Source organism: Qipengyuania algicola, from assembly GCF_042492175.1.
In the GTDB taxonomy this organism is placed as follows: domain Bacteria; phylum Pseudomonadota; class Alphaproteobacteria; order Sphingomonadales; family Sphingomonadaceae; genus CAJXSN01.
On the sequence record NZ_CP170453.1, the window covers coordinates 567,359 to 592,720 of the forward strand.

Consider the following 25,362-nt stretch of genomic DNA (forward strand, 5'->3'; position numbering starts at 1 on the left):
TTTCGCGCACGTTCTGGCACTGGGGCGGACATGAGCACACGAGACGATGATCTGGCAGTGGCGCAAAAAGCGCTGCAGAGCGGCGATTTCGCGGCCGGTCGCGACCGCGCGCTGGACGTGCTGGCCAGCGCGCCCGATGACATCGAGGCGCTCTACATCGCCGCAGTCGCGCATCGTTATTGCAAGGAATACGCAAAGGCCGATGCCGTGCTTTCCCGGCTTCACACCGCATCGCCCGAATTCGGGCGCGCATGGCAGGAGGCCGGCCATCTCGCGCGAGATCAGGGCAAGAACGATATCGCGATTGCCGCCTATGGCCGTGCGGTAAAATTCAATCCGGCGCTGGAGGCAAGCTGGCGCGCGCAGAGCGAATTGCTGGCCGCCGCCGGGTACACTGCCGAGGCTGAGGCCGCTGCCGCCCAGAGCCAGCGCCTGCGCGCTCTGCCGCGCGAACTGGTCGCCGTGACCCATCATCTGCACGAAGGGCGCGTGCTCCATGCCGAGCAGATCTGCCGCGCCTTCTTGCTCAAAGATCCCCGCAATGTGGAAGGCATGCGGCTGCTCGCACAGATAGGGATCAAGCTGGGCATTCTGGACGATGCCGAGTTCCTGCTGGAAAGCGCCGTCACATTCGAGCCGGACAATGTGCAGTTGCGGCTCGACTATATTGACGCGCTGCGCCGCCGCCAGAAATTCGAACAGGCGCGTGAGCAGGCCGAGGCGCTGTACAGCCGCGACCCCGACAGCCCGCTGTTCCAGTCGCATCTGGCGGTCGAGAGCATGCAGACGGGCGATTACGAGCGCGCCTTCACGCTGTTCGACGCCGTGCTGGAAAAGCTGCCCGAAGATCCCGCAACGCTGACCAGCCGGGGTCATGCGCTGAAGACGACGGGGCAGACCGGGGACGCCGTCGCCAGCTACCGCGCTGCCTTTGCCGCCAAGCCCGATCACGGCGATGCGTGGTATGCGCTGGCCAATCTCAAGACCTATCGCTTCACCGATGACGAAATCGCCGCCATGCGCGCCCAGCTGGAGAGGCCTGATCTGGCTTTCATGGACAAGGTTCATCTCTCCTTCGCCCTCGGCAAGGCGTATGAGGACCGCGAGGAATACGCCGACAGCTTCGCCCATTACGAGCAGGGCAATGCGCTGAAACGTGCCCAGACCCGCTACAGCGCCGACCAGATGAGCGCGGAGCTGGCCAGGCAGAAAGTGCATTGCACGCCGGAACTGTTTGCGAAGCATGAGGGCAGCGGACACCCCGCCCCCGACCCGATCTTCATCCTTGGGCTGCCGCGCGCTGGTTCGACGCTGCTTGAACAGATTCTCGCCAGCCACAGCCAGGTGGACGGCACGCTGGAATTGCCCAATATCCTCTCGCTCGCCCACCGGCTGCGGGGGCGGAAAGCGGGCCAGTCACGCTATCCGGAAATTCTCCACGAACTCGCGCCGGAGCGACTGGCCCAGTTTGGCGAGGACTTTATCGAAAACACCCGCGTCCACCGGCAGGGCGCACCGTTCTTCATCGACAAGATGCCGAACAATTTCCGCCATATCGGCCTGATCCACCTGATCCTGCCCAATGCGACGATTATCGATGCGCGGCGCGATCCGATGGATTGCTGTTTCTCCGGTTTTAAACAGCTCTTCGCGGAGGGGCAGGAATTCACTTACGGGCTGAACGAGGTCGGGCGCTATTACGCCGACTATGTCGATCTGATGGCGCATTGGGATACGGTGCTGCCGGGCAAGGTCCTGCGCGTCCAGCACGAGGATGTGCTCGACGATCTGGAGGGACAGGTGCGCCGGATGCTGGACCATTGCGGGCTGCCATTCGAACAGTCCTGCGTCGATTTTCACAAGACCGACCGCGCGGTGCGCACCGCCTCTTCCGAACAAGTCCGCCAGCCGATCAACCGGTCAGGGCAAGGCGCATGGAAACCGTTCGAGCCATGGCTCGGAGACCTGAAGGAAGCGCTCGGCACGCTTGACCCCACTGCCTGATCTTGCCTAGCAATCAGCTCCGGGTCGCTTGCCGGAGGGGTTTGATGGCAACGATAGCGGATGATGCGCGCGTCACGGGGCGCGGCGAACTTCAGGATACGCGGTTTTTCCTGATCATGGCGGTGGTCATGTCGCTGCTGATTGTGGCGGGGTTCGTCGTCAATCTCGCCGCAGGCCGCTCCAGCTTTGACGTTCCGGCGGCCTATCATGTGCACGGCGTGGTCTTCATGGGCTGGATCGGCATCTATCTGGGCCAGCACGCGACGATCCATGCAGGGGCGCGGGACTGGCATATCCGACTGGGCAAGCTCGCTTATCTCTGGGTGCCCTTGATGGCACTGACCGGCACGTGGGTAATGCTCGTGGTGGCGCAGCGCACCGGCGGGCCGTTCTTCTTCCACAAAAGCGAGTTTCTGTTCAGCAACCTCGCGGTTCTGTGGTGCTTCGCGGGCCTCGCATGGTGGGCACTCAAACGCCGCCGCTACACGGGATGGCACCGCCGACTTATGCTGTGCGCGATGGCCGTACTGCTCGGCCCAGGAATCGGGCGTCTGCTGCCCATGCCGCTGATGATCCCCAATGCGTGGCTCATCACCCAGATCATTACGTTCCTGTTCCCCGTAATCGGAATGATCGCTGACAAGCGGGCGCGCGGCGCGGTGCATCCCGCCTATTGGTGGGGGCTCGGCATTTATGTGGCGGTGTTCACGGTCTCGATGGTGCTCGCCTATTCGCCCTTCGGCATTGCTCTGACCGAAAGCTATCTCGCGGGCACGCCTGGCGCGCAGCGCCCGATGGAGGCCTTCCTGCCGCCGGGTTTCACGATGTAGGCGGAACGCCCTGCCATCCGCGTCCGTTATGTGTATGAAGCGCCTGCATATGCGCCATTAGACGGGACACAGAATGACAGCCGAAACGAAACTGCCCACCGGCGAAGACCTGCTCGCCGAGATCAACCGCCTCCGCAAGGAGAAGAACGCGATCATTCTGGCGCATTATTACCAGACGCCGGACATTCAGGATCTGGCCGATTTTGTCGGCGATTCGCTCCAGCTCAGCCAGATGGCGGCGGAAACCGATGCCGATGTGATCGCCTTTTGCGGCGTGAAATTCATGGCCGATACGGCCAAGATTCTCTCGCCGGAGAAGATCGTCGTGCTGCCCGATATGGACGCCGGGTGCAGCCTCGAAGACAGCTGCCCGCCGGAGAAGTTCAAGGCCTTCCGCGAGAAGCACCCCGATCACATCGCACTGACCTATATCAACTGCTCGACCGAGGTGAAGGCGCTTTCCGATGTGATTGTCACCAGCTCCAGCGCGGAGACGATCCTGCAGCAGATCCCGAAGGACCAGAAGATCATCTTCGGCCCCGACCGGCATCTGGGTGGCTATCTCAGCCGCAAATTCGACCGCGAAATGCTGCTGTGGCCCGGCGTGTGCATCGTCCACGAGGCCTTCAGCGAGACCGAACTGCTGAAACTGAAGGAACAGCATCCCGACGCGCCCATCGCGGCGCACCCGGAATGCCCGCCGACCATCGTCGACCACGCGGACTATGTCGGGTCGACCAGCGGCATTCTGCAATTCGCCGAAACCTTCGAAGGCGATACGCTGATCGTGGCGACAGAGCCGCACATCATCCACCAGATGGAAAAGGCCCTGCCGAACAAGAACTTCATCGGTGCCCCCGGCGCGGACGGCAATTGCAGCTGCAATATCTGCCCGTACATGGCGCTCAACACCATGGAGAAGCTCTACACCTGCCTGCGCGATCTGGAGCCGCGCATCGAGATCGACGAAGGATTGCGCCTGCAAGCCAAAAAGAGCCTCGACAAAATGCTCGAAATGGCCAGCGGAACGGTGGGTCAGGGCGACCTGGGAAGAGTATGAGTTGAAAGAGTCCGAGAAAGAACCGACTTACCCTGATCTCGCTGCAGCCAATGTCTTCGAACTTTCTGACAAGGACCTTAAACGTCTGATTCTCAGACTGAACGAGACGAGAGAACGGCAACTTAGATCGGTTGCGCCGAGCGTAAATCAGATGAACCAGCAAATCGAGCTAGCTCAGCACGAGCTATCAGCGCGTGAAAGCCGGAGACTTGCGCGATTATCGCTAGCGATTTCAACTGTCGCGATTCTTGCAACGGCAATTGGCATAATTTTCTAGAGGCAACCAATCCTCGGCCCGCGCGTTCACACCCCATGACCGCCGAAATTCGCTTTTTCTGGGAACGCCTGACAGCGAATTACTGGTTCTTCCCCGCCCTCTTTTCGATCTGCGCGGCGACTCTAGCCTTTGTCATGCTGTGGCTGGATCGCAGCGGGGCGGCGGATTTTCTGAACGACGCTGACTGGCTGATTCCCAGCAGGCCCAAGGGCGCAGCCGATATGCTCACCGTCATGGCGGGCAGCATGATCGGGGTGGCCTCCACGGTGTTCTCCATCACGCTTGTCGCGGTGACCTATGCCAGCGGCAATTACGGCCCCCGATTGCTGACCAATTTTCTGGAGGATCGCGGTAACCAGCTGAGCCTGAGCGTCTTTATCGGGGCCTTTGTCTATGCGCTGATCGTGCTGCGCAGCGTGCGGGCAGAGGACGAAACGCCCGGTTCCGGGGCAGAGGCCGCCGCCACTGCCCTGCCCGGCTTTGTCCCGCAATTGTCGCTTCTGGTCGCCTATGCGATGATGGCGCTGTGCGTCGCGGTGCTGGTGTTTTTCCTCAACCACATCCCGTCCAGCATTCGCATCAACAAAGTGCTGGAAGGGATCGGTCGCCGCCTGATCCTGGCCATTCGCGAGACCTATCCGGTCGAGGACGAGTTCGGCGATGCCGTGGAGCAGCAGGGCGGGGAGCCGCTGGTCGCTTGGGATTCCGGCTATGTCCAGATGATCGACTTCGAAGATCTGGAAGCCATTGCCAAGAAATGCGGATGCACCTTCTCGCTCAAGGTGCGGACCGGAGACTTCGTCCACCGCGATATCCCCTTGATGGAGATCGACGGATGCCAGCCGGAAGACGTCGAAGCGCGTGTCCGTGATTGCTTTACCTTGGGAGCATTTCGCACGCCCAGCCAGGACCCGCAGTTCCTGATCGACGAACTGGTCGAGATCGGCCTGCGCGCGCTTTCGCCGGGAATAAACGATCCCTTCACTGCCATCACCGCGCTCCACTGGCTAGGCGCGGCGACGGCGGATATCGGGCGGCGCGACTTGCGCAAGGATATTTGCGGCGGCGATGCGGATGATTGCCCGGTCATCCCCCTGCCCGACGGTTTCGATCACTACGTCAAACGCGGCTTTGGCTCGATCCGCAGCGCGGTGGCGACTTCACCCATTGCCGCGGAGGTGATGCTGGACACGCTTTCAAACGCAGCCACCCCGATCCGCGATGAAAAACGGCAATCGCTCTTGCGCGAAGAGGGCCGCTTGCTGGCCGAGCAAGCGCGGCTGGTGCTGAAAGGACCCGATCTCGACCTGTTCGAAAGCCACGCGAACAAGTTCGCCAAATCGTTCTGGGACGAGGCCGCGCATGAATAATGTATCGCTGGCTGAAGAGCGTGCAGGCCGGCTTTTCTAAGGTTGCCCTGAACACTGCTGCGCCCTAGCCTTTCGCTCAAACACCCACTCCAACCAACCAGCCTGAAAACAACAGGGAAACCGATACCATCATGCCACACGAAAATCTGTTCGAGCCGATCACCATGGGCGCTCTGGAAGCGCGCAGCCGCATCATGATGGCCCCGCTGACCCGTGGCCGCGCGACGCAGCCCGGTTCGATCCCGAACGAGATGATGGCCACCTATTACCGCCAGCGCAGCGGTGCAGGCCTGATTATCAGCGAGGCTACGGGTATCAGCCGCGAAGGTCTGGGCTGGCCCGCTGCGCCGGGCATCTGGAGCGACGAGCAGGTTGAAGGCTGGAAAGCCGTGACCGAGGCCGTGCATGAGGAAGGCGGTCTGATTGTCCTGCAGCTTTGGCATATGGGCCGCCTGGTCCACCCGGACTTTCTCGATGGGGATGCGCCCGTTTCGGCCAGCGCAACAACTGCGCCGGGCCATGCGCACACGCCCACCGGGCGGCAGGATCACCAACAGGCACGCGAATTGTCGGTCGCCGAGATTGCCCGCGTGGTGGGCGATTACCGTCATGCTGCGGAGAATGCCAAGAAAGCCGGATTTGACGGCGTGCAATTGCACGGGGCCAATGGCTATCTGGTGGACCAGTTCATCCGGTCCAGCACCAATCTGCGGACCGACGAATATGGCGGCACTGCGGAAAACCGCACGCGTTTCCTCGATGAAGTGCTGACCGCGCTGGTCGATGTGTGGGGCGCCGACCGTGTGGGCCTGCGCCTTTCCCCCAATGGAGAGACGCAAGGGTGCGACGATCCCGACCCGGAGACCACATTCGGCGTTGCGGCCAGCATCGCCCAGAAGCACAAGCTGGCCTTCCTCGAACTGCGCGAGCCCGGCCCGGACGGCACTTTCGGCAGCACCGATGTGCCCAAACAAAGCCCGATGATCCGCGCTGCCTTTACCGGCCCGCTGGTCCTCAACAGCGATTACACTGCCGCAGAAGCCAGTGCCGATATCGCCTCCGGCAAATGCGACGCGGTGACGTTCGGGCGGCCCTATATCTCCAACCCCGATCTCGAAGAGCGCATTCGCGCCGGCGCCGCATGGGCGGAAAACACCAATGTGCCGCAAAGCTGGTATCTGCCCGGGCCGGAAGGCTATATCGACTATCCGACGATGGAAGAGGAATTGGCGACAACGGGTTGAGGCCAGTTGGCCCGCATCAATGTGAGCTTAGGGTGAGGATTGGATCAGCATGACGGCGAAAATGCGATCTTGGTTGGTGGTGCCCGCCGATGAACCGGCCAAGCTGGAGAAGGTCGCGGGGCTGGATGCCGATGTCATTCTGTTGGACCTGTCCTGCGTTGCCGAAGGGGCGAAGGCCGATGCGCGGCGTTCTGCGGCAGAATTCCTCTCCACCCGCCCCGCCCCTCCTCCGGGGCTTCCCGGCGCGCGGCGCTGGGTCAGGATCAATCCGCTGGGCAGTGCCCATTGGCGCGAGGATCTGGTCGCGGTCATGCCCGGCGTGCCCGACGGGATCGTCCTGCCGCGCGCCACCGGCGCAGCGGATATCACCCAACTGGCCGCAGAGATCTACGAGCTGGAGCAGAAGACCCCGGCAGAACTCAACTCGGTGCGTATCGTACCGCAAGTGGGGGACACACCGGCCGGTGCGCTCGCCATCAACGAATTGGCGAGCGATCCGCATCCCCGCGTTTCCGGTCTGTCATGGGATGCCGATGCCCTGATGGCCTCGGGCGGAATGCGCCCCTTTGGCAAGGGCGTGCGGCGCTGGCCCGCGCCCTTCGCGCAAGTGCGAAATGCAGTGGTTCTGGCCGCGCGCGCAGGAGGTCTGTTCGCTCTGGAGACAGCAAGCAACGTCACCAGCAATGCCGATATTTTCCGCAATATCGCCAGTGAGGCCCGCGCCGCCGGTTTCGATGCGATGGTCGCGCGCCATCCCGCGCAGGTGAAGCCCATTTGCGAGATTTTCGCTCCTACTCCCGAAGAGCGCGAACGTGCCGCCGCCATTGTCGCCGCGTTTGATTTGCAGCCGGAAGCGCTGGTTGTGTCGGTCGATCGGCACGCAGCGGATCGCGGAGAGCTGGCCCGGGCGAGAGCGCTTCTGGCAGAAGGCTAGTTGCCTTCGGAAGCCCCGGCATCGTCAGTTTGGGCATCGTCAGTTTCGGCGTCGTCCTCTTCGCCGCCTTCTTCACCATCACCTTCCTCATCGCCGCCACGCGAGGGGGCTTTCGATGTGACCGATTCCAGCGGCAGCATATCGTCGCTGATGGAGCCGCCCTGGACATCGCCAGCAGCGCCCGATCCGTCGGCTGCGCCTTCCGCCGGTGCCTCGGCGTCCGATCCGCACGCCGCCAGTACCAGCGCGGACGAAAGCAACAGCGCAGAGCGCGAAAAAGGCTTACGAATCATACAGTCTCTCCGGAAAGCGCGGCAAAGAATGCGGGCGCGGTGTCCATCAGCGCCGCATCCCATTCTGCGGGCGTCAGCGCAATGCCCAGTTTCTCCAGACTGGTCACGCCCAGCGTATCGATCCCGCAGGGGACAATGCCGCCAAAATGTGTGAGGTCGGGCGACAAGTTGACCGAAAAACCGTGCATGGTGACCCAGCGGCGCACGCGCACGCCGATTGCGCCGATTTTTGCTTCCGATCCGTCGGTGTCTCGGGTCCAGATGCCCACCCGGCCTTCAACTGCCCAGCTCTCGACGCCGAATGTGGCTAAGGTTGCGATCACCCAGCTTTCGAGCGAGTGGACGAAACGCCGGACATCGCGCCCGCGCGCCTTCAAATCGAGCAGGACATAGCCGACCCGCTGGCCCGGTCCGTGATAGGTGTATCGTCCGCCGCGCCCTGTCTCGATCACCTCGAAACGCGGGTCGAGCATTTCGGCGGGATCGGCGCTTGTTCCGGCGGTGTAGACTGGCGGATGCTCCAGCAACCAGATCAGCTCAGCCGCTTCGCCCGCCGAAATCGCAGCGTTGCGCGCCTCCATTTCGGCGAGCGCGGCGCGATAGGGCACAGGTGCCTGCTCGCAGCTCCATTCGATTGTCTTGCCGGAAAGGTCCATCACCGGCATTGCTGGCCCAGCTGCCCGTGCTTATCAAGAGGGCAGGCAGGGAGAACATGATGGCGCAGAGCAATTCCTTCGACATGAGCCGCGCGTGGGAAGAAGCCACCGCGTTGCTGCGCGCGAATATGCAAGTCGTGCTGGGCGTGGCCGGTGTATTCTTCTTCCTGCCCTATCTCGCGATCAGCCTGCTGGTGCCCGATATGGGCGCCGTTTTGGGCACCCGGTCGATGGGCAGCGATCCCGATGCAGCAATGGCGGCGATGGAGGCGGCTTTCCTGCAATATTGGTGGGTCTTCCTGTTGCTGACGGTCATTCAGGCAGCGGGCACGCTGGGGCTGCTGGTCTTGCTGGGGCGTGAAGGCAGGCCGACTGCCGGTGAGGCGCTGGGCACCGGCATGGCCGGATTGCTGCCTTATCTGGCCGCCAATATTCTGGTCGGTGTGGCACTCGTATTGGTCCTCACTCTGCTGGTGATGCTGTTCTCGCTCACCGGATCACAGGCCCTCGCCGCATTGCCGATTGTGCTGGCCATTCCCGTAATCATCTATGTCTATGTGAAGATATCGCTGCTGGCACCCGTGATTGCGGTGGAGGACACGCGCAATCCTGTGGAGGCGGTGCGGCGGTCATGGGGTCTGACCAAGGGCAATTCCTTCCGCTTGTTCCTGTTCTATTTTCTGCTGATGCTGGCCATCGGAATTGTCGGACTAATCGTGACAATGATTGTCGGGCTCATTCTCGCTCTCGCGGGCGATTCCGTCGCTCTGATCGGGACTGCGATTATTGGCGCGCTGGTCAATGCGGTCAGCGTGGTGGTGTTCCTCTCCGTCATGGCGGCGGCGCATCGCCAATTGTCGGGCCATGCCACGCGCGCCAGCATGCCCAGCGTGCCGCGTGTCAAAAAGGACGACTGAGGGTAGTCAGTCCTTCCAGCCCCAGAACAGCTTGCAGGGCAGGATATTCCAGAACTCGAACCCGTCATCAATGCGGGCAAACTCCTGCGCCATCAGATCACGCACCGCGGCAGTGAACTGATAGGCCATGAAGGCGCCGCCGGGCCGCAGAATGCGGTGGGTTGCCGACATGATAGCGGGGCCGACACCGCCGGGCAGCGTGGAGAAAGGCAGGCCGGAGAGAATGTAATCGGCATGGGCATGCCCGCCCGACCGGACAATGTCCTCCACATCGGCGGCGGAACCGAGCACGGCGGTGAACCGGCTGTCGCGGATCGTCTGGTTGAGATAATCGACATAAAGCGGGTTGGTATCGATCGCGATCAATGCGCCATCGGCTGGGAGCTTCTCCAGCACCGGCAGGCAGAATGTGCCGACGCCGGGGCCGTACTCCACGAAGAGCTTGCAATTCGCCCAGTCGACCGGCGCGAGCATGTTTTCGACGGTATAGCGCGAGGACGGGATCACCGATCCGACCATGCGCGGGTGTTCGATAAAGCCACGCAGAAAAACGCCCCACTGGCCGCCCAGCCGTCCGGCCCGCTCCGCCAGCCGATCCCGCAGGCGGGACAGTGCAAGAAAATCGTTATCGGACAATCTATTCCTCCATTGATCAGCCGTCAGATTCGCAAAGCCGGCGCGGGTTAGCAAGCCCGTTCATTGCATCACACCATTGCCAGCCGCGCGGACCCGGCGTAGCCCGCCAACATTCTCATGGCCAATGCCGATCCCCCTCCCCCGCCCATCGCGCAGGCCCCGACGTTGGCGCGCCCGCGCACCATTTCGCGCGGACGGCTGATGCTTTTGTTTACGGTGATGCTGGTGACCGCTGCGGGCAACACCGCGATGCAATCGGTGATGCCCAGCATCGGCACGGCGCTGGGCGTATCGGATGTGTGGATCAGCCTCGCTTATAGCTGGTCGGCGATCCTGTGGGTCACCTGCGCGCCGATCTGGGCCAAGCGCAGCGACAAGCGCGGCCGCAAGGCGATGATGGCCGTGGGCCTGTGGGGCTTTGCCCTGTCGATGGGTCTGTGCGGACTGGTGCTGTGGGCGGGCCTTGCCGGGTTGATCCCGGCGGTGTGGACGCTGATCCTGTTTGCTCTGGCGCGGTCTTTCTACGGACTGCTTGGCTCTGCCGCGCCGCCCGCAGTTCAGGCCTATGTGGCGAGCCGGACACCGCGCGCGGAGCGAACCCAGGCGCTTTCGCTGATATCCTCCAGTTTCGGCCTCGGCACGGTTGTGGGCCCCGCTCTGGCGCCGCTGCTGATCTTCCCGCTGCTCGGCCTGACCGGCCCGTTCATTGCCTTTGCCGCTGTGGGACTGGTGACGCTGGTGGCGCTGCGACTGCGTCTGCCGAATGACGAGCCGCAATTTGCCGCGCGGGGTACGGCGTTTGACGCGCCTTACGGCAATAGCGGATCGGCCCGACGTGATCATGCCCGCAAGGGGGAGAATGGCGACAGCACCGACGAAGACGATCACGCCGAGGATGGAGCGCTTCCGGCGGATATACCGGACCTCCCCTGGCGCGATCCGCGCACGACGCCGTGGTATATTGCCGGGCTGCTGGGCGGCCATGCGCAGGCGATGATTTTGGGCATTTCGGGTTTTCTCGTGCTCGACAGGCTGGGCTTGCGGGGTGACCCACTTCTGGGCGCAGGACCGGTCGGTATCGTGCTGATGGTGGGCGCAGTTGCGACGCTGCTCGCCCAATGGGGCCTGATCCCGACGCTGCATCTGGGGCCGCGGGCGGCGACGTTATGGGGCATGGTGCTGGCGATTATCGGTGTGGCACTGTTTGCGGTGGCCGATGATCTGCACGCGATTTCGCTCGGCTTCGGGATTGCCTCGCTCGGTTTCGGCCTGTTCCGCCCCGGCTTTACCGCGGGGGCTTCGCTGGCCGTCACCCGGCCCGAACAGGGGCAGGTGTCTGGCAAGGTCGCGTCGATCAATGGAGCGAGCTTTGTCTATGCGCCTGCACTGGGCGTGTGGCTGTATGGCCATTCCGATTGGCTGGCCTTTATCACCGTGGTGCTGTTTTGCCTCGTCACGCTGCTGCTCGGCTGGCGCGGATTGCAGGCGGACGAGGATTTGACGCGCGAGCGGACCTAGCGCACACGGATCGTCTCAGAGGATTTCCTCGACCGTTTCCTTGGGTCGGCACAGGCGCACGCCCTTGTCGGTTTCGACCAGCGGCCGTTCGATCAGGATCGGCTCCGCCACCATTGCGTCCAGCACCGTGTCGGCGTCGGCATCAGGCAGACCGCGCTCGGCCGCATCCGTCCCGCGCATCCGCAGCCCGTCGGCCGGCGACATTCCGGCGTCGGCAAACAGCTGGGCCAGCTTGTCCCGGCTTGGCGGCGTCTTGAGATATTCGACCACCGTCACATCCACGCCCCCTCGCTCCTGAAGAATCGCCAGCGTATTGCGAGACGTGCCGCATTTCGGGTTGTGCCAGATGGTCGCTTTCATGGGGTCTCTCCGGAAACAGGTGTGGCCCATTCTCTAGTCTTCCGGAAAAACTGCGCCAAGTGCGAATGCAGGGTTGCAATTGCGAATAACTCGCAATAGCACGATGCCATTGAGAATTACTCGCAAGAAAGCCTGGCCCCTATGACGATCTCCCGCCGCACCATCCTGATGACAGGTGCTGCCCTCCTCTCCACCGTGCCGGCCCATGCCAGTGACAGCATGGCCGAAGATAGCCTCGCCGATAACCGCCCCGGCGAGATCGTGGTGACCGGGGACGTTCTTTATTCCGACCAGCTTAATTCGGTGAAGACGCCGACGCCGATCATCGACGTCCCGCAGAGCCTGACGATTACGACCGAGGAAGAAATCCTCGACCGGGGCTTCACCAGCATCGGGCAGATCGTCGATTACACGCCGGGGGTGAACACCTCTCAGGGTGAGGGGCACCGCGACGCCATCGTGTTTCGCGGCATCCGCTCCACAGCCGATTTCTACATCGACGGTATGCGCGACGACATTCAGTATTATCGCGGCCTGTATAATCTGGAGCAGGTGGAAATACTGCGCGGCCCCAACGCGCTGCTGTTCGGGCGCGGCGGCACCGGCGGCATCCTCAACCGTGTGACCAAGAAGGGGCGTCTGGGCGAGACCTTTGGCGGCGGACAGGTTGCGCTGGACACATTCGGTGAATTCAGTGTGCAGGGCGATCTCAATATCGCCGCATCCGATACCGTCGCGGTGCGCTTCAATGCAGCCTATGAGGGGCTGAACAATCACCGCGACTTCTACGATGGCGAGCGCATCGGCATCAATCCGACGGTCCGGTTCGCCGTTGGCGAAGCGACCACGTTCGACCTGTCCTACGAATATGCCGATCATGACCGCTTCATCGATCGCGGCATTCCGACCGGCACCGATGGTCGCCCCGTGGAAGCATTCAAGGATATCGTCTTCGGCGACCCGGAATTGAACTTCACGCGGTTGGAAGCGCATATCGTACGCGCCAATTTGCAGCACCAGTTCTCCGACACCTGGAAAGCCGTGATCGGCGCGTTCTACGGCGACTACGACAAGGTCTATTCGAACTTCTATGCTTCGGGATACGATCAGGCCAACACGCCGGGCGTGGTGACGACCGATGGATATATCGACACCACGCAGCGCGAGAACCTGTCCTTCACGGCCAATCTGGTCGGCGAGTTCGATACCGGCAGCGTGGCGCACACCTTGCTGGTCGGCGGCGAATATATCGCCACATCCTCGGATCAGGACCGTCTCAATCCGGTGTGGGACCAGACCAGTGACGACAATGAAGTGTTTGCGATCATGCGCCCTCTGGCGCTGAGCGGCGGAGTGGGCGTCAATGCGGCGGGCAATCCGACGCGGGTCGCCTTCACCAATCTGAACGATTCGACACAGGTCGAACTCGATGTTTTCTCGTTCTACATCCAGGACGAGATCGAGCTGACCGACTGGCTCAACGTGGTGATCGGCGGGCGCTTCGACAGTTTCGAGATCAAGGTCGATGACCTCAAGAACGGCACCTTCCTGACGCGCAAAGACGAGGAATTTTCGCCGCGCGGCGGGATCATTTTCAAGCCGCAGGAAAACCTGTCGATCTATGCAAGCTATTCGGAGACGTTCCTCCCCCGCTCCGGCGAACAGTTTGCCAGCCTGGGCGGCGGAGCGGATGCGCTCGACCCCGACACCTTCACCAATCTCGAAGCCGGGGTGAAGTGGGACTTTGCCGACAGCCTCAGCCTGACGGCGGCCATTTTCGAGATCGAGCAGAGTTCGCCCGAAGTCGACGATACCGATCCGAGCCGTCTGGTGGTGGTCGATTCGACCATTCAGGGCTTCGAACTGCAGCTGCAAGGCGAGGTAATGCCCGGTTGGACCGTGTCCGCCGGCTACAGCTACCTCGATGGTGAGCAGGTCGACCAGACCGGAGCAACAGGCCTGCGCCCGCGCGAATTGCCGGAGAACATGTTCTCGATCTGGAATCAGGTGCAGGTGACGGACCGCTTCGGCCTCGGCTTCGGCCTGACCCATCAGGGCGAGAGTTTCATCGACAATGGCAACAATGCCGTGCTGCCCGCCTATACCCGGCTCGATGCGGCGGCGTTCTACGATGTGAGCGACAATCTACGGGTGCAGGTGAATGTCGAGAACCTGACCGACACGCTGTACTTCCCGAATGCCCATGCGACGCATCAGGCAAGCGTGGGTGCGCCGATCAACGCGCGGTTTGCGATAACCGGTCGCTTCTGAGCCGCACCGCGTCCCCGCGCAGGCGGGGACGTGCGCTATTCTTCGGGAGGCGTCATTGCAGGAACGGCTTCGGCCGCGTCCTCAGCGGTAATGCCCGGTGCGGGCGCTGCGCTGATCCGTTCCTCGCGGCGGGTTACGGCTGCGGCGCGCTGGATCGCGCGGACCAGCCGGGGCTGGACGCCGCACGGGCACAGATTGGGGATCGCCTCACGGATTTCCGCCTCGCTCGGCCCCGCATTGCGGCTGAGCAGCGAAGCAGCGGCCATGGCGATACCGGGGGTGCAGAACCCGCATTGGATAGCCTGCTCTGCCACCAGAGCCTGCTGCACCGGATGCGAGCGGTCGCGCGACAGCCCTTCGATGGTGGTGATAAACCGCCCTTCCGCCTCGTCGATCGTAATCAGGCAACTGCGCAGTGCAGCCCCGTCGACCAGCACCATGCAGGCGCCGCAATCCCCTTTGCCGCAGCCGTTTTTGGTGCCGGTGAGGTTGGATGCCTCGCGCAGCGCCCACAGCAATGGCGTGTCCCCGTCGAGCAGATACTCGACGGGCCGGTCATTCACGGTCATGCGCGGCACTGCGCCGCCCCCCTACGCGGTTACGCCCGGCTTAGCTGCGCCAGCTATCGTCGATCCGGTCGATCTTGCGCTTCCACGCTTCGAAATCGAACAGGCCCGCGCCGCCCTGTGTCTGCATCACCGAGATATCGCGCTGGTGCACGTCGACGACTTCGCTCGGCACAACATTGGGGCCGCCCTGGCTCAGCGTGGCAATCTGGATCTCGCAGGCGCGCTGGAGCGCCCACATTTTCACGAACATGCCGGGGACCGTCCTGTCCATCACCACCGGGCCATGGTTGCGCAACATCAGGATCGAATGGTCACCCAGATTTTGTACCAGCCGCTCGCCCTCTTCCTCGCGCACCGTCACGCCTTCGAAATCGTGATAGCCGATCTGGCCCTGAAAATTGCAGGCGTAGAAATTGGTCGGCATCAGCCCGTCCTTGTGGCTGCACACCGCCATGGTGGCCGTCGTGTGGACGTGGCAGATCGCATTCGCCTTTTCGCCCAGATGCTTGTGGAAATAGGCATGCTGCGTGAAGCCGGCCTTGTTCACCGGATAGGGCGAGCCGCCGATATTGTTGCCCTCGACATCGATCTTCACCAGATTGGAAGCGGTCACTTCGTCATAGAGCAGTCCGAACGGATTGATCAGAAACGCCCCGTCTTCGCCCGGAACAGCCACGCTGATGTGGTTGTAGATCGATTCCGACCAGCCGAGATGGTCGAAGATGCGATAGCATGCGGCGAGGTCGAGACGGGCCTGCCATTCTTCCTTGCTATACTCTTCTTTCGGTTTCAGCTGCGTCGCCATGGTCGGTTCTCCTTAAACGGTGTTTGGGAACTTTATCGCACGGGCAGGCGCTATCGCACAAGGTGCTAGCGCCCAGCCCTCCCTTCGTCCCCCTTCCCTAGGGCACACCCCGCCGCTAACGCGCTGGTGATGAGCGAGATCCGATGAGCCAGAACGCGAAACTGACGCGCGGAAGCATTCCGGGCCATCTTGTCAGCCAGACGGCTCCGATGATCATCGGAGTGGCCGCGATCATGTCGATCGGTCTGGTGGATTCCTATTTCATCGGCCAGCTGGGCTCGCAGCAACTGGCCGCGATTTCTTTCATCTTTCCGATCAGCGTGGCGCTCTCCAGCCTGGGTGTCGGCATCATGGTGGGCATCAATTCGGTGGTCGCGCGGGCGCTCGGCGCAGGCGATGATAACCGGGCAGCACGGCGGGCAAATTTCGGGATTGTCTTTGCAGTGGGCTGCGGCGTGGTTCTGGGCCTTGCGCTGTTCGCGCTGATGGACCCGCTGTTCCGCCTGATGAATGCGGACGAAGCGCTGATGCCGTTCATCCGCACCTATATGCAGCCCTTTGCCATCAGTTTCCCGCTGCTGCTGGCCATCATGGGCATCAACGGCGTGCTGCGCGGTCAGGGGGAGGCGCAGAAAACCTCGCTCGTCTCGCTCACCTATGCTGCTGCCAACTGGGTGCTCGATCCGATCCTGATCACCGGAGCTTTCGGGTTCGAAGGTTTCGGAATTGCCGGGGCGGCCTACGCGACAGCGATTGGCTGGGCCTGCGGGATTGCGATGGCCTTCTACTTGTTGCGGCGGACCCCGCTGCCGTTCGATCTGAAATTGCTGAAGCGCTGCGGGATCAGCGAGTCGGCCGGTGCCATCCTCAGCGTTGCGGGACCGGCGGCGTTTTCCAACGCGATCAATCCCATCGGCCTGTCGATCCTGACCGCGCTCGTGGCCATCGAGGGGCAGGCGGCGGTTGCCGGTTTCGGTGCGGCGGGCCGGTTGCAGAGTTTCGCCGTGGTGCCGCTCCTCGCCTTGTCGGGGGCAATCGGCGGCATTGTCGGCCAGAACTGGGGCGCCAACAAGCTGGACCGCGCGCGCAAGGCGGTGGTCTATGCTGGCGTGTTCTCGGTCGGATACGGGCTGGCGATTGCTGCCGTGCTCTTCTCGTTCGGCGAGTGGTTTGCCGATTTCTTCACCGAGGAAGCCGCCGTGATCGAGCAGTTCGCGCGCTATCTGACAATCGCGGCCTGGGGCTATGCCGGATACGGCCTGCTGATCGTGGGCAATGGCGTCCTCAATTCCGTCGGCAAGGCCGGGTTGGCACTGGCGCAGAGCTGCGCGCGCGTGTTTCTGGTGATGCTGCCCTTCGCATGGTTCCTGCGCGGCAGCTGGGGGGCGGATGCTGTATACGGAGCCGAACTGGCGGCCAATGTGCTTGGCGGACTCGTTTCGGCGGTGGTGGTCTGGTGGGTGCTGAAGGCCAAACCCGACGCGCGCAAGGACGCAGAACCCACTGCGGAAACCCAAGCCGCATGAGCAACCTACCGACCGTCTCGATATTCGCTCGCTGGCCGGAAGCCGGCAAGGCAAAGACGCGGCTGATCCCGGCGTTCGGGCCGGAGGGCGCTGTCGCGGTCTATCGCAAGCTGCTGGTGCATACATTGGAGATCGTGCGCGCTTCGGGCCTGCCGTTCGAATTGCGGGCAACCGGTGCCGGAGAGGCGGAATTTCAGGAATGGCTGGGCTCCGATGTGCCAGTGGCGCAGCAGGGTGACGGCGATCTGACGGCCAAACTGCAACGCGCCCCTGCGCCGGGCATGGCCATCGGCAGTGACTGCCCGGGCCTGACTCCCGAATTGTTGCAAGACGCAGCCGAGGCTCTGACCAAAGCGCCCGTCACCATCGGGCCGGCCAGCGATGGCGGATACTGGCTGATCGGATACAGTGAGCCGTCGCCTTGGCTGTTCGAGGGGATTGCATGGAGCACAGATGCCGTGCTGCCCGCAACGCTGGCCGCGTGTCAGGCGCATGACGTTGCGCCCGCCATGCTGCCGGAATTGTCCGATGTTGACGAGCCGAGAGACTTGGACGACTGGCCGGAGTTCCTGCCATGAGCGATACTGCCGCGACTGTCGCGCTCGTCATCCCGCTGTTCGACGAGGAAGCCGCCCTGCCCGCGCTCATCGAAGCCCTCGCCGCGCTGGACCCGCAACCTGCCGAGATTATCGCTGTCGATGGCGGGTCGATGGATGCCACCGCAGCGTTGGTGCGCGATGCCGGGTGGAGCTTGATCGCTGCCAATAAAGGCCGCGCGCGCCAGATCAATGCAGGCGTAGAAGCAGCGACGGCAAATTACATCTGTGTGCTGCACGCCGATACAATTCCGCCTGCCGATATGGTGCGGGTCATCCGCGAAACGCTCGCCAATCCGAAAATCGCGCTCGCGAGTTTCACCCCGCTGATTACCGGCACCAAGACCCGCTGGTTCACCAGCGCACACAACTTCATCAAGACGTGGTACGCTCCGCTGATAACCCGTCCGCACCATTTTGTGCGCGGTGTGCGGCTGTTGTTTGGCGACCACGCAATGTTCTTTCGCCGGGCAGACTTCCTGAAAATCGGCGGCTGCACGCCGGGCGATGCGATTATGGAAGAGGCGGATTTGTGCGTGAAATTTGCTGCGCTGGGCCGCACCAAAATGGTCCGCCGGGTGGTACGCACTTCGGACCGCCGGATTGCCGCCTGGGGCCCGCTGAAAGCGAACTGGATTTACTTCAAAGTCGGGATGCTGTGGGCCTTCGGAATGCGAGACAGGATGGGTGCGCATTATCCCGATGTGCGTTGAACCTTAGCCCTTCAGGAATCCCACATCGACGCAATACTGGATCAGCCGGCGCAGCATGGCGAGGTCCATCGGCGCCGCTTGTAAGCCGGTCACCGCACGCAATTTGCGATCATCGAAGCGCGGGTCGCGCTGGAAGTAATTGGCATAGAGCCCGGCCACGCGCTTGTAGAGCCGCCGCTCCATCGCAGGCAGTGTCGCCGGATCGAAGCCCTCGGCCTCTACCAGTACCGGCGCGGAAAACGCCTCGAAGCTGCCGATCGCCTGAGCGAAAACCTCCACCGGTACGGGGCCGCCGGAGACCAGATGATAAGTCCGTCCAGCCGCCATTTCGTGCCCCTCCGCCAATGCCACGATCCCGGCCGCCACATGGTCCAGCGGCACAAAATCGAGCGTCGCGCCCGCAGTCACCGGCATATGCCGCACGCGCCCTTCGGCAATCAGCTTGAACGCGGCATAAATCGTGTCGAACTGGCGGATCGCCCCGGTACGGCTGTCGCCCACCACAATGCTGGGGCGCGCAATCACGAAAGGCAGTCCGCTCGCCCGCACCAGCCCCTCGGCCTCCGCCTTGCTTGCCTCGTAGCCATTGGTGAAACCGCCTGTCGGCAATGCATCATCTTCGAGCACCGGTCCGGTTCGCCCACCGCAAACATAGGCGGTGGAGACATGCATGAAGCCAGCGCCATTGCGCCGCGCCAATTCCAGCGCCCGACGTGTGCCTTCGACATTGGTCGCCCGGTAATCCGCTTTCTCCAGATCGAACCGCGTCAGTGCCGCGCAATGGATCACCAGATCGACGCCCGATGCCAGATGCGCAGAATCGTCCGCGCAAAGCCGCATCCCCTCATAGGCGAGGTCGCCCGTCACGATCCGGTCCACCCGCGCTGTCTTCCCGTCATTCGACAGGACATCGGGATTGGAGCGGACCATCGCCGTGACGCGGTGCCCCGCATCCACCAGACGCGCGCACACTTCACCGCCGATGAGGCCCGCGGCCCCGGTTACGAGGATATGCATTAGTTTGTTTCGAAGCTCATGTAACGAAGCGCCCTTCCCAGCCGAACAGTCATGCAGATCGCGATGCTCCATTGCTCAGAGAGTCAGAGGAGATTCGCATTTCAGAGACATTTGTTTACGGGGCATGTAGAGGGGCCGGTTATGAAATTCACCCATGATGTTATTGTTATCGGCGGCGGAGCTGCCGGATTGACCGCTGCGGGCGGCTGCGCGCTGTTCGGCCTTAAGGTCGCGCTGATCGAAGGCCACAAGATGGGCGGCGAGTGCCTCAACAATGGTTGTGTGCCCAGCAAGGCGATTATCACGGCTGCAAAACGCGCTGCTGAAGCGCGGACGGAAACGCTGCACGGGGTGACGCTGGCCGCGCCCAAGGTGGAATGGTCGGGCGTCCACAAGCATATCCACGATGCCATCGCGCATATTGCTCCGCATGACAGCGAAGAAACTTTCGAGGAAATGGGCTGCGAGGTCATCCGGGACTGGGCGCGTATTGCAGGCAAACATTCGGTCGAGGTTGGCGGCAAAACGCTCACCGCCCCGCGCATCGTGGTGGCGACCGGGTCCAAGCCGTTTGTCCCGCCGATCCCCGGGCTCGATACCGTCCCCTACCTCACCAACGAGAACCTGTTCGACCTGACCGAGCAGCCGGGCCATTTGCTTATTATCGGCGGCGGTGTGATCGGGATGGAAATGGCCCAGAGCTTCTGCCGTCTGGGCAGCGAAGTGACGGTGATCGAACCGGCAAATCCGATGGGCCGCGACGATCAGGACAATGTGCAGGTTGTGATCGACACCATGAAGGCCGAGGGCGTGACTTTCGTCAAAGGTAAGGCGGACAGCGTGTCGGGCAAGGCCGGCGCTATCGAGATCGCAGTCGATAATGGAGAGACAATCAAAGGGACGCATGTGCTGGTCGCGGTGGGACGCAAGGCCAACACTTCGGGCTTCGGGCTGGAAGAGCTCGGCGTCGAAATGGCGCGCAATGGCATCAAGGTGGATGCACGCCGCCGGACCTCGATCAAATCGATCTACGCCATCGGCGATTGCCGCGACGGTCCGCGCCTGACGCATGTCTCGGGATATGAGGGATCGAACGTGGCGCTGGAAATCGTCACCGGCCTGCCTACGAAAGTGAACTGGAAGGCCTTGCCCTGGTGCACCTTCACTGAGCCCGAAGTGGCGCAGATCGGAATGACCGAGGCAGAGGCGCGCGAAAAACTGGGCGACAAGGTGACCGTCATCACCGAAGGCTTCGACCATAACGAACGGGCGATTGCCGAGGATGCGACCAAGGGCCAGATGAAGGTCATCCTGAAGGGTAAGAAAGTCATCGGCGCAAGCATCGTGGGCAAGAATGCCGGCGAGTTGCTCCTGCCATTCAGCCAGATGATTACCGGCAAGAGCGGAACCTTCGACATGGGCTCTGCCATCATTAGCTACCCCACCCGCAGCGAGATCACCAAGGCCGCCGCATTCAGCGCGTGGGAGCCGACCGTGTTCGGATCGCTGCCCAAGAAATACGCCGCGTTCGTGGCCAAGGTGCGCCGGACCTTCGCCTGATCCCATGACCAGCCAGACCCGCACAAAAAGCCGCACCAAGAGCCGAAATGCGCCGGCCGGACCCTCCCCCTTCGCGGTGGCTGGAGACGCGCTGCCGCCCGCCAAATTCACCGATCCCGATGTGACTGCGAAGGGCGAACCCCGCGCGTCCGTCCCGCTCGTGAAGCTGGACACGCTGTGGTTCAACACCGGCACGCTGTGCAATCTGGCCTGCGCCAGCTGCTACATCGAAAGCAGCCCGACCAATGATGCGCTGGTCTATATCAGGCATAGCGACGTGGCGGCGTATCTGGACGAGATCGCCAACACGGGCCTTGGCACACGCGAGATCGCCTTTACCGGCGGCGAGCCTTTCATGAACCCCGAATTCCTGCCCATGCTGGAAGATACGCTGGAGCGCGAGTTCGAGGCTTTGGTGCTGTCCAATGCGATGAAGCCGATGCGGCGGCATGAGACCGCCCTTCTGGCACTTCGCGCGAAGCATGGTGACCGGCTGACCATCCGCGTCAGCCTCGATCATCACACAAAACTTGTGCACGAGGCCGAACGCGGGGCGAACAGCTGGGACATCGCCATCGACGGGCTCCAATGGCTGAGCGCACACGGGTTCTCCATCGCGGTCGCAGGCCGGATGCTGCCGGGCGAGAGCGAGGCCGACGAGCGCGCAGGCTATGCCGCGTTGTTCGCCGCCGAAGGCATTGCCGTGGATGCGAGCGATCCCATGCGGCTCGTCCTGTTTCCCGAAATGGACGAGGACAAGGACATCGCGGAGATTACCACCGCCTGCTGGTCGATCCTCGACAAGGACCCGGCCCAGATCATGTGCGCCACCAGCCGGATGGTCGTCCATCGCAAGGGCGAATCGGCACCCCGCGTCGCAGCCTGTACGCTCATTCCCTACGATCCTGGCTTCGATCTTGGCGACTCTCTGGCGCAGGCCAGCGGACCGGTGAAGCTGAACCATCCCCATTGCGCGCGGTTCTGCGTCCTTGGCGGAGCCAGCTGTTCGGCCTGAATAGGTATCCAGTCACCGCAGGAATGCCGCAATCAGGCGCGCAAAACGGGACGCACACAGAAAAATTCCTTCGCATTTGCAGCATAGTTTGGCATGGGCCGTTGCCGTCGCATCATCGGGCCAACGAGCCCCCCTTGTAATATGACGGACGCCCACAGCTTTCCATGACCAGACCACTGACCCATCTCGAACGCCTCGAGGCCGAGAGCATTCACATTATGCGCGAGGTCGTCGCCGAGGCGACCAAGCCGGTAATGCTCTATTCCGTAGGCAAAGATTCCTCCGTGATGCTGCACCTTGCGCGCAAGGCGTTCCATCCCGGACCCATCCCGTTCCCCATGCTGCACGTTGCGTCGGGCTGGGACTTTCAGGCCCTGCTGGATCACCGTGACAAGACCGTGGAAGAATACGGGCTGGAGCTGATCGTCGCGAAGAACGAACATGCAGAGGAACAGGGCATCAACCCGTTCGACACCGGCAGCGCGCTGTATTCGCAGGCCCAGCTGACCGATCCGTTGAAAGCCGCTCTGACCGAGCACGGTTTCGATGCTGCCTTTGGCGGCGGCCGCCGGGATGAAGAGAAAGCCCGCGCGAAAGAACGCGTTTTCAGCTTCCGCACATCCTCCCACCGCTGGGACCCGAAGAACCAGCGGCCCGAGCTGTGGAACATCTACAACGCCCGCAAGAACAAGGGCGAGAGCATACGAGTCTTCCCGATCTCCAACTGGACCGAGCTGGATATCTGGCAGTACATCATGGCCGAAAACATCGACATCGTGCCGCTCTACATGTCCAGCCCGCAGCCGACCGTGGAGCGCGAGGGGCAGATCCTGATCGTCGACGATGAACGCTTCCGTCTGGAAGAGGGCGAGAAGCCGGTGACGCGCAATGTCCGCTTCCGCACGCTCGGCTGCTATCCGCTGACCGGCGCAACCGAAAGCGACGCGACCGACCTTTCCAAGATTGTGCAGGAAATGCTGCTGGCGACCGGTTCGGAACGTCAGGGCCGCGCAATCGACAAGGGCGAAAGCGCATCGATGGAAGACAAAAAGCAGGAAGGGTATTTCTAACCCGCAATGTCACCCCGCAGGGTGACGAAGGATTAGCCCCGGACCCGATCCGGGGTCTCGCCCAGCCGAGAAATACCTAGCCGAGAAAGCTCCCAGCGCTTGCCGGGATGACGAGAGCAAAAAATGACCGACCAGACACAGTCCAACTTCCAGACCGAAGCGCTGATTGCGGACGACATCGACGCCTATCTGGAAGCCCAGCAGCACAAGAGCATGCTCCGCTTCATCACCTGCGGCAGCGTGGATGACGGCAAATCGACCCTGATCGGGCGGCTGCTCTACGATTCCAAGATGATCTTCGAAGATCAGCTGGACGCGCTGGAAAGCGATTCGAAGAAGGTCGGCACGCAGGGGCAGGAAATCGATTTTGCCCTGCTGGTGGATGGTCTGGCCGCAGAGCGCGAGCAAGGCATCACCATCGATGTCGCCTACCGCTTCTTCGCGACCGAGAAACGCAAATTCATCGTCGCCGATTGCCCCGGGCACGAGCAATATACCCGCAACATGGTGACCGGCGCCTCAACCGCCGACCTGGCGATCATCCTGATCGACGCGCGCAAAGGCGTGCTGGTCCAGACGCGCCGCCACAGCTTCCTGTGCAAGCTGCTGGGCATTCGCAACATCGTGCTGGCGGTGAACAAGATGGATCTGGTCGATTACGATCAGCCCACCTTCGAGCATATCGTTGCCGACTACCGCGCCTTCGCCAATGAAATCGGTATCGAAGACTTCACCGCCATCCCGATCTCGGGCCTCGCCGGTGACAACATCACGACCAATTCCGAAGCGACCAGCTGGTATGAAGGCCCGACGCTGATCGACCATCTGGAAACAGTCGAGGTGTCGAGCGCGGTCAACCGCGAGAAGCCGTTCCGCCTGCCGGTGCAGTGGGTCAATCGCCCCAATCTGGACTTCCGCGGCTTCTCCGGCCTCGTGTCCAGCGGCACTGTCCGTCCGGGCGACGAATTGCGGGTTTTGCCATCAGGCAAGACCAGCAAGGTCAAATCCATCGTCACTTTCGAGGGTGAGCTGGAAGAAGGCTTTGCCGGTCAATCGCTGACCATCACGCTGGAAGACGAAGTCGACTGCAGCCGCGGCGACGTGCTGGCCACCGCCGACGCTCCGCCGGAAGTCTCCGACCAGTTCGAAACCAGCATCGTTTGGATGGACGACGAAGATCTGACCGTGGGCCGGTCCTATTGGCTCAAGCTCGGCACCCAGATGGTGTCGGCGACGGTGCAGGCCCCGAAATACGAAATCAACGTCAACACGATGGAACATCTCGCGGCCAAGACGCTGCAGCTCAATTCGATCGGCGTTGCTGAGCTGACCACCGATCGCCCCATCGTGTTCGAGCCATACGAGAAGAACCGCACGCTGGGCGGGTTCATCCTGATCGACAAGATGACCAACCGCACCGTCGCTGCCGGGATGCTCCATTTCAGCCTGCGCCGCGCACAGAATGTGCATTGGCAGGCGACCGACATCACCCGGGAAGCGCATGCCAATCTTAAGAATCAGGCACCGCGCGTGCTGTGGTTCACCGGCCTTTCGGGAAGCGGCAAATCGACCATCGCCAACGAGGTCGAGAAGCGCCTCAACCTGATGAACCGCCACACATTCCTGCTGGACGGTGACAATATCCGTCACGGCCTGAACAAGGATCTGGGCTTCACCGACACCGACCGGATCGAGAACATCCGCCGTATTGGCGAGGTCGCCAAGCTGATGGCCGATGCCGGGCTGGTCGTTCTGACCGCTTTCATCAGCCCGTTCCGGGCCGAACGCCGGATGGTGCGCGACATGCTGCCCGAGGGCGAGTTCATCGAAGTGTTTGTCGATACCCCGCTCGAAGTGGCAGAAGAACGCGATGTGAAAGGCCTCTACAAGAAGGCCCGCGCGGGCGATCTGAAGAACTTCACGGGTATCGACAGCCCTTATGAGGAACCGGAGAACGCCGAGATCCGAGTCAACACGGTGGAGATGACGGCCGAGGAAGCCGCCGCCTACATCGTCGACCAGATCATGCCGCTTAGATAACCCCATCCAGCCGTTCGTGCTGAGCCTGTCGAAGCACGCTGACCGACATGCCCTTCGACACGCACAGGGCGAACGGAGTTG

The 25,362-nt window shown here is 62.3% G+C and carries 23 protein-coding genes; 16 read left to right on the top strand and 7 right to left on the bottom strand.

Annotation, left to right across the window (positions count from 1 at the left end; genetic code table 11):
* Nucleotides 1-30 precede the first annotated feature (30 nt).
* From ACFCW2_RS02755 to ACFCW2_RS02780, 6 genes are all read left to right on the top strand, one after another.
* Nucleotides 31-2,004: a sulfotransferase gene (locus tag ACFCW2_RS02755; protein WP_379548014.1), complete on the top strand. Its 1,974-nt coding sequence runs from the start codon at nucleotides 31-33 to the stop codon at nucleotides 2,002-2,004.
* A gap of 44 nt (nucleotides 2,005-2,048) precedes the next feature.
* On the top strand, nucleotides 2,049-2,834 hold the full coding sequence (locus tag ACFCW2_RS02760) for a hypothetical protein (RefSeq protein ID WP_379548015.1): 786 nt from the start codon (nucleotides 2,049-2,051) through the stop codon (nucleotides 2,832-2,834).
* Between the two features lie 73 nt (nucleotides 2,835-2,907).
* A complete protein-coding gene (gene nadA / locus ACFCW2_RS02765) occupies nucleotides 2,908-3,894 on the top strand; it encodes a quinolinate synthase NadA (protein ID WP_379548016.1) in 987 nt (328 codons plus the stop codon).
* A gap of 312 nt (nucleotides 3,895-4,206) precedes the next feature.
* Nucleotides 4,207-5,541: a DUF2254 domain-containing protein gene (locus ACFCW2_RS02770; protein ID WP_379548018.1), complete on the top strand. Its 1,335-nt coding sequence runs from the start codon at nucleotides 4,207-4,209 to the stop codon at nucleotides 5,539-5,541.
* A 131-nt stretch (nucleotides 5,542-5,672) separates the two neighbouring features.
* The gene (locus tag ACFCW2_RS02775) at nucleotides 5,673-6,785 is read left to right on the top strand and encodes an alkene reductase (RefSeq protein WP_379548019.1); all 1,113 of its coding nucleotides are present in this window, start codon (nucleotides 5,673-5,675) and stop codon (nucleotides 6,783-6,785) included.
* A gap of 61 nt (nucleotides 6,786-6,846) precedes the next feature.
* Nucleotides 6,847-7,719 (top strand): HpcH/HpaI aldolase/citrate lyase family protein, encoded by an 873-nt coding sequence (locus ACFCW2_RS02780; protein ID WP_379548020.1) that lies wholly within the window; start codon nucleotides 6,847-6,849, stop codon nucleotides 7,717-7,719.
* Here ACFCW2_RS02780 and ACFCW2_RS02785 read toward each other — a convergent pair.
* Nucleotides 7,716-8,012 carry a hypothetical protein gene (locus ACFCW2_RS02785; RefSeq protein ID WP_379548022.1) on the bottom strand — a complete coding sequence of 99 codons (297 nt, stop codon included), beginning with the start codon at nucleotides 8,010-8,012 and terminating at the stop codon, nucleotides 7,716-7,718. The genes ACFCW2_RS02780 and ACFCW2_RS02785 overlap by 4 nt on opposite strands.
* Complete coding sequence (lipB, locus tag ACFCW2_RS02790) at nucleotides 8,009-8,677, bottom strand: lipoyl(octanoyl) transferase LipB (protein WP_379548024.1); 669 nt, start codon at nucleotides 8,675-8,677, stop codon at nucleotides 8,009-8,011. Before lipB ends, ACFCW2_RS02785 begins: the two co-directional genes overlap by 4 nt.
* Nucleotides 8,678-8,724: 47 nt before the next feature.
* Between lipB and ACFCW2_RS02795 the strand changes: the two genes are divergently transcribed.
* Nucleotides 8,725-9,585: a glycerophosphoryl diester phosphodiesterase membrane domain-containing protein gene (locus ACFCW2_RS02795; RefSeq protein WP_379548026.1), complete on the top strand. Its 861-nt coding sequence runs from the start codon at nucleotides 8,725-8,727 to the stop codon at nucleotides 9,583-9,585.
* Nucleotides 9,586-9,591: 6 nt separating this feature from the next.
* On the opposite strand, the gene ACFCW2_RS02800 is transcribed toward ACFCW2_RS02795, so the two are convergent.
* A complete protein-coding gene (locus tag ACFCW2_RS02800) occupies nucleotides 9,592-10,221 on the bottom strand; it encodes a class I SAM-dependent methyltransferase (protein ID WP_379548028.1) in 630 nt (209 codons plus the stop codon).
* A 117-nt stretch (nucleotides 10,222-10,338) separates the two neighbouring features.
* Here ACFCW2_RS02800 and ACFCW2_RS02805 point away from each other — a divergent pair, with 117 nt between their 5' ends.
* Nucleotides 10,339-11,739, top strand: coding sequence for an MFS transporter (locus tag ACFCW2_RS02805; protein WP_379548030.1), 1,401 nt, complete (start codon nucleotides 10,339-10,341; stop codon nucleotides 11,737-11,739).
* Nucleotides 11,740-11,754: 15 nt separating this feature from the next.
* On the opposite strand, the gene arsC is transcribed toward ACFCW2_RS02805, so the two are convergent.
* Entirely contained in the window at nucleotides 11,755-12,099 is a 345-nt protein-coding gene (gene arsC, locus ACFCW2_RS02810) for an arsenate reductase (glutaredoxin) (protein WP_379548032.1), read from the bottom strand.
* 141 nt (nucleotides 12,100-12,240) lie between these two features.
* Between arsC and ACFCW2_RS02815 the strand changes: the two genes are divergently transcribed.
* Nucleotides 12,241-14,370 (top strand): TonB-dependent receptor, encoded by a 2,130-nt coding sequence (locus ACFCW2_RS02815; protein ID WP_379548034.1) that lies wholly within the window; start codon nucleotides 12,241-12,243, stop codon nucleotides 14,368-14,370.
* A 35-nt stretch (nucleotides 14,371-14,405) separates the two neighbouring features.
* Here the strand turns inward: ACFCW2_RS02815 and ACFCW2_RS02820 are convergent, their stop codons facing one another.
* Nucleotides 14,406-14,948: a (2Fe-2S)-binding protein gene (locus ACFCW2_RS02820; RefSeq protein ID WP_379548036.1), complete on the bottom strand. Its 543-nt coding sequence runs from the start codon at nucleotides 14,946-14,948 to the stop codon at nucleotides 14,406-14,408.
* 31 nt (nucleotides 14,949-14,979) lie between these two features.
* Complete coding sequence (locus ACFCW2_RS02825) at nucleotides 14,980-15,744, bottom strand: class II aldolase/adducin family protein (RefSeq protein ID WP_379548038.1); 765 nt, start codon at nucleotides 15,742-15,744, stop codon at nucleotides 14,980-14,982.
* A 143-nt stretch (nucleotides 15,745-15,887) separates the two neighbouring features.
* Between ACFCW2_RS02825 and ACFCW2_RS02830 the strand changes: the two genes are divergently transcribed.
* From ACFCW2_RS02830 to ACFCW2_RS02840, 3 genes are read left to right on the top strand one after another with little or no spacing between them, the layout of a single operon-like run.
* Entirely contained in the window at nucleotides 15,888-17,270 is a 1,383-nt protein-coding gene (locus ACFCW2_RS02830; RefSeq protein WP_379548040.1) for an MATE family efflux transporter, read from the top strand.
* Nucleotides 17,267-17,848 carry a TIGR04282 family arsenosugar biosynthesis glycosyltransferase gene (locus ACFCW2_RS02835; protein ID WP_379548042.1) on the top strand — a complete coding sequence of 194 codons (582 nt, stop codon included), beginning with the start codon at nucleotides 17,267-17,269 and terminating at the stop codon, nucleotides 17,846-17,848. Before ACFCW2_RS02830 ends, ACFCW2_RS02835 begins: the two co-directional genes overlap by 4 nt.
* Nucleotides 17,845-18,579: a glycosyltransferase gene (locus ACFCW2_RS02840; protein WP_379548044.1), complete on the top strand. Its 735-nt coding sequence runs from the start codon at nucleotides 17,845-17,847 to the stop codon at nucleotides 18,577-18,579. Before ACFCW2_RS02835 ends, ACFCW2_RS02840 begins: the two co-directional genes overlap by 4 nt.
* 3 nt (nucleotides 18,580-18,582) lie before the next feature.
* Here ACFCW2_RS02840 and ACFCW2_RS02845 read toward each other — a convergent pair whose 3' ends face one another.
* Nucleotides 18,583-19,596 (bottom strand): SDR family oxidoreductase, encoded by a 1,014-nt coding sequence (locus ACFCW2_RS02845; RefSeq protein ID WP_379548046.1) that lies wholly within the window; start codon nucleotides 19,594-19,596, stop codon nucleotides 18,583-18,585.
* A 141-nt stretch (nucleotides 19,597-19,737) separates the two neighbouring features.
* On the opposite strand from ACFCW2_RS02845, the gene ACFCW2_RS02850 reads away from it, so the two are divergent.
* From ACFCW2_RS02850 to cysN, 4 genes are all read left to right on the top strand, one after another.
* A complete protein-coding gene (locus tag ACFCW2_RS02850) occupies nucleotides 19,738-21,156 on the top strand; it encodes a dihydrolipoyl dehydrogenase family protein (RefSeq protein ID WP_379548048.1) in 1,419 nt (472 codons plus the stop codon).
* Nucleotides 21,157-21,160: 4 nt separating this feature from the next.
* Nucleotides 21,161-22,171 carry a radical SAM protein gene (locus ACFCW2_RS02855; RefSeq protein ID WP_379548050.1) on the top strand — a complete coding sequence of 337 codons (1,011 nt, stop codon included), beginning with the start codon at nucleotides 21,161-21,163 and terminating at the stop codon, nucleotides 22,169-22,171.
* A 164-nt stretch (nucleotides 22,172-22,335) separates the two neighbouring features.
* Nucleotides 22,336-23,241, top strand: coding sequence for a sulfate adenylyltransferase subunit CysD (gene cysD / locus ACFCW2_RS02860; RefSeq protein WP_379548052.1), 906 nt, complete (start codon nucleotides 22,336-22,338; stop codon nucleotides 23,239-23,241).
* Between the two features lie 123 nt (nucleotides 23,242-23,364).
* Entirely contained in the window at nucleotides 23,365-25,281 is a 1,917-nt protein-coding gene (gene cysN / locus ACFCW2_RS02865; protein ID WP_379548054.1) for a sulfate adenylyltransferase subunit CysN, read from the top strand.
* The last annotated feature ends 81 nt before the right edge of the window (nucleotides 25,282-25,362 follow it).

Excerpts from the sequence above, each read along its gene's own strand:
- nadA (WP_379548016.1), top strand. The coding sequence starts at position 2,908 with ATGACAGCCGAAACGAAACTGCCCACCGGCGAAGACCTGCTCGCCGAG.
- ACFCW2_RS02770 (WP_379548018.1), top strand. The coding sequence starts at position 4,207 with ATGACCGCCGAAATTCGCTTTTTCTGGGAACGCCTGACAGCGAATTAC.
- ACFCW2_RS02760 (WP_379548015.1), top strand. The coding sequence starts at position 2,049 with ATGGCAACGATAGCGGATGATGCGCGCGTCACGGGGCGCGGCGAACTT.
- ACFCW2_RS02795 (WP_379548026.1), top strand. The coding sequence starts at position 8,725 with ATGATGGCGCAGAGCAATTCCTTCGACATGAGCCGCGCGTGGGAAGAA.
- lipB (WP_379548024.1), bottom strand. The coding sequence starts at position 8,677 with ATGCCGGTGATGGACCTTTCCGGCAAGACAATCGAATGGAGCTGCGAG.
- cysD (WP_379548052.1), top strand. The coding sequence starts at position 22,336 with ATGACCAGACCACTGACCCATCTCGAACGCCTCGAGGCCGAGAGCATT.
- ACFCW2_RS02815 (WP_379548034.1), top strand. The coding sequence starts at position 12,241 with ATGACGATCTCCCGCCGCACCATCCTGATGACAGGTGCTGCCCTCCTC.
- ACFCW2_RS02775 (WP_379548019.1), top strand. The coding sequence starts at position 5,673 with ATGCCACACGAAAATCTGTTCGAGCCGATCACCATGGGCGCTCTGGAA.
- ACFCW2_RS02850 (WP_379548048.1), top strand. The coding sequence starts at position 19,738 with ATGAAATTCACCCATGATGTTATTGTTATCGGCGGCGGAGCTGCCGGA.
- ACFCW2_RS02785 (WP_379548022.1), bottom strand. The coding sequence starts at position 8,012 with ATGATTCGTAAGCCTTTTTCGCGCTCTGCGCTGTTGCTTTCGTCCGCG.
- ACFCW2_RS02840 (WP_379548044.1), top strand. The coding sequence starts at position 17,845 with ATGAGCGATACTGCCGCGACTGTCGCGCTCGTCATCCCGCTGTTCGAC.
- ACFCW2_RS02830 (WP_379548040.1), top strand. The coding sequence starts at position 15,888 with ATGAGCCAGAACGCGAAACTGACGCGCGGAAGCATTCCGGGCCATCTT.
- ACFCW2_RS02805 (WP_379548030.1), top strand. The coding sequence starts at position 10,339 with ATGGCCAATGCCGATCCCCCTCCCCCGCCCATCGCGCAGGCCCCGACG.
- ACFCW2_RS02755 (WP_379548014.1), top strand. The coding sequence starts at position 31 with ATGAGCACACGAGACGATGATCTGGCAGTGGCGCAAAAAGCGCTGCAG.
- ACFCW2_RS02835 (WP_379548042.1), top strand. The coding sequence starts at position 17,267 with ATGAGCAACCTACCGACCGTCTCGATATTCGCTCGCTGGCCGGAAGCC.
- ACFCW2_RS02825 (WP_379548038.1), bottom strand. The coding sequence starts at position 15,744 with ATGGCGACGCAGCTGAAACCGAAAGAAGAGTATAGCAAGGAAGAATGG.
- arsC (WP_379548032.1), bottom strand. The coding sequence starts at position 12,099 with ATGAAAGCGACCATCTGGCACAACCCGAAATGCGGCACGTCTCGCAAT.
- ACFCW2_RS02845 (WP_379548046.1), bottom strand. The coding sequence starts at position 19,596 with ATGCATATCCTCGTAACCGGGGCCGCGGGCCTCATCGGCGGTGAAGTG.
- cysN (WP_379548054.1), top strand. The coding sequence starts at position 23,365 with ATGACCGACCAGACACAGTCCAACTTCCAGACCGAAGCGCTGATTGCG.
- ACFCW2_RS02855 (WP_379548050.1), top strand. The coding sequence starts at position 21,161 with ATGACCAGCCAGACCCGCACAAAAAGCCGCACCAAGAGCCGAAATGCG.
- ACFCW2_RS02780 (WP_379548020.1), top strand. The coding sequence starts at position 6,847 with ATGCGATCTTGGTTGGTGGTGCCCGCCGATGAACCGGCCAAGCTGGAG.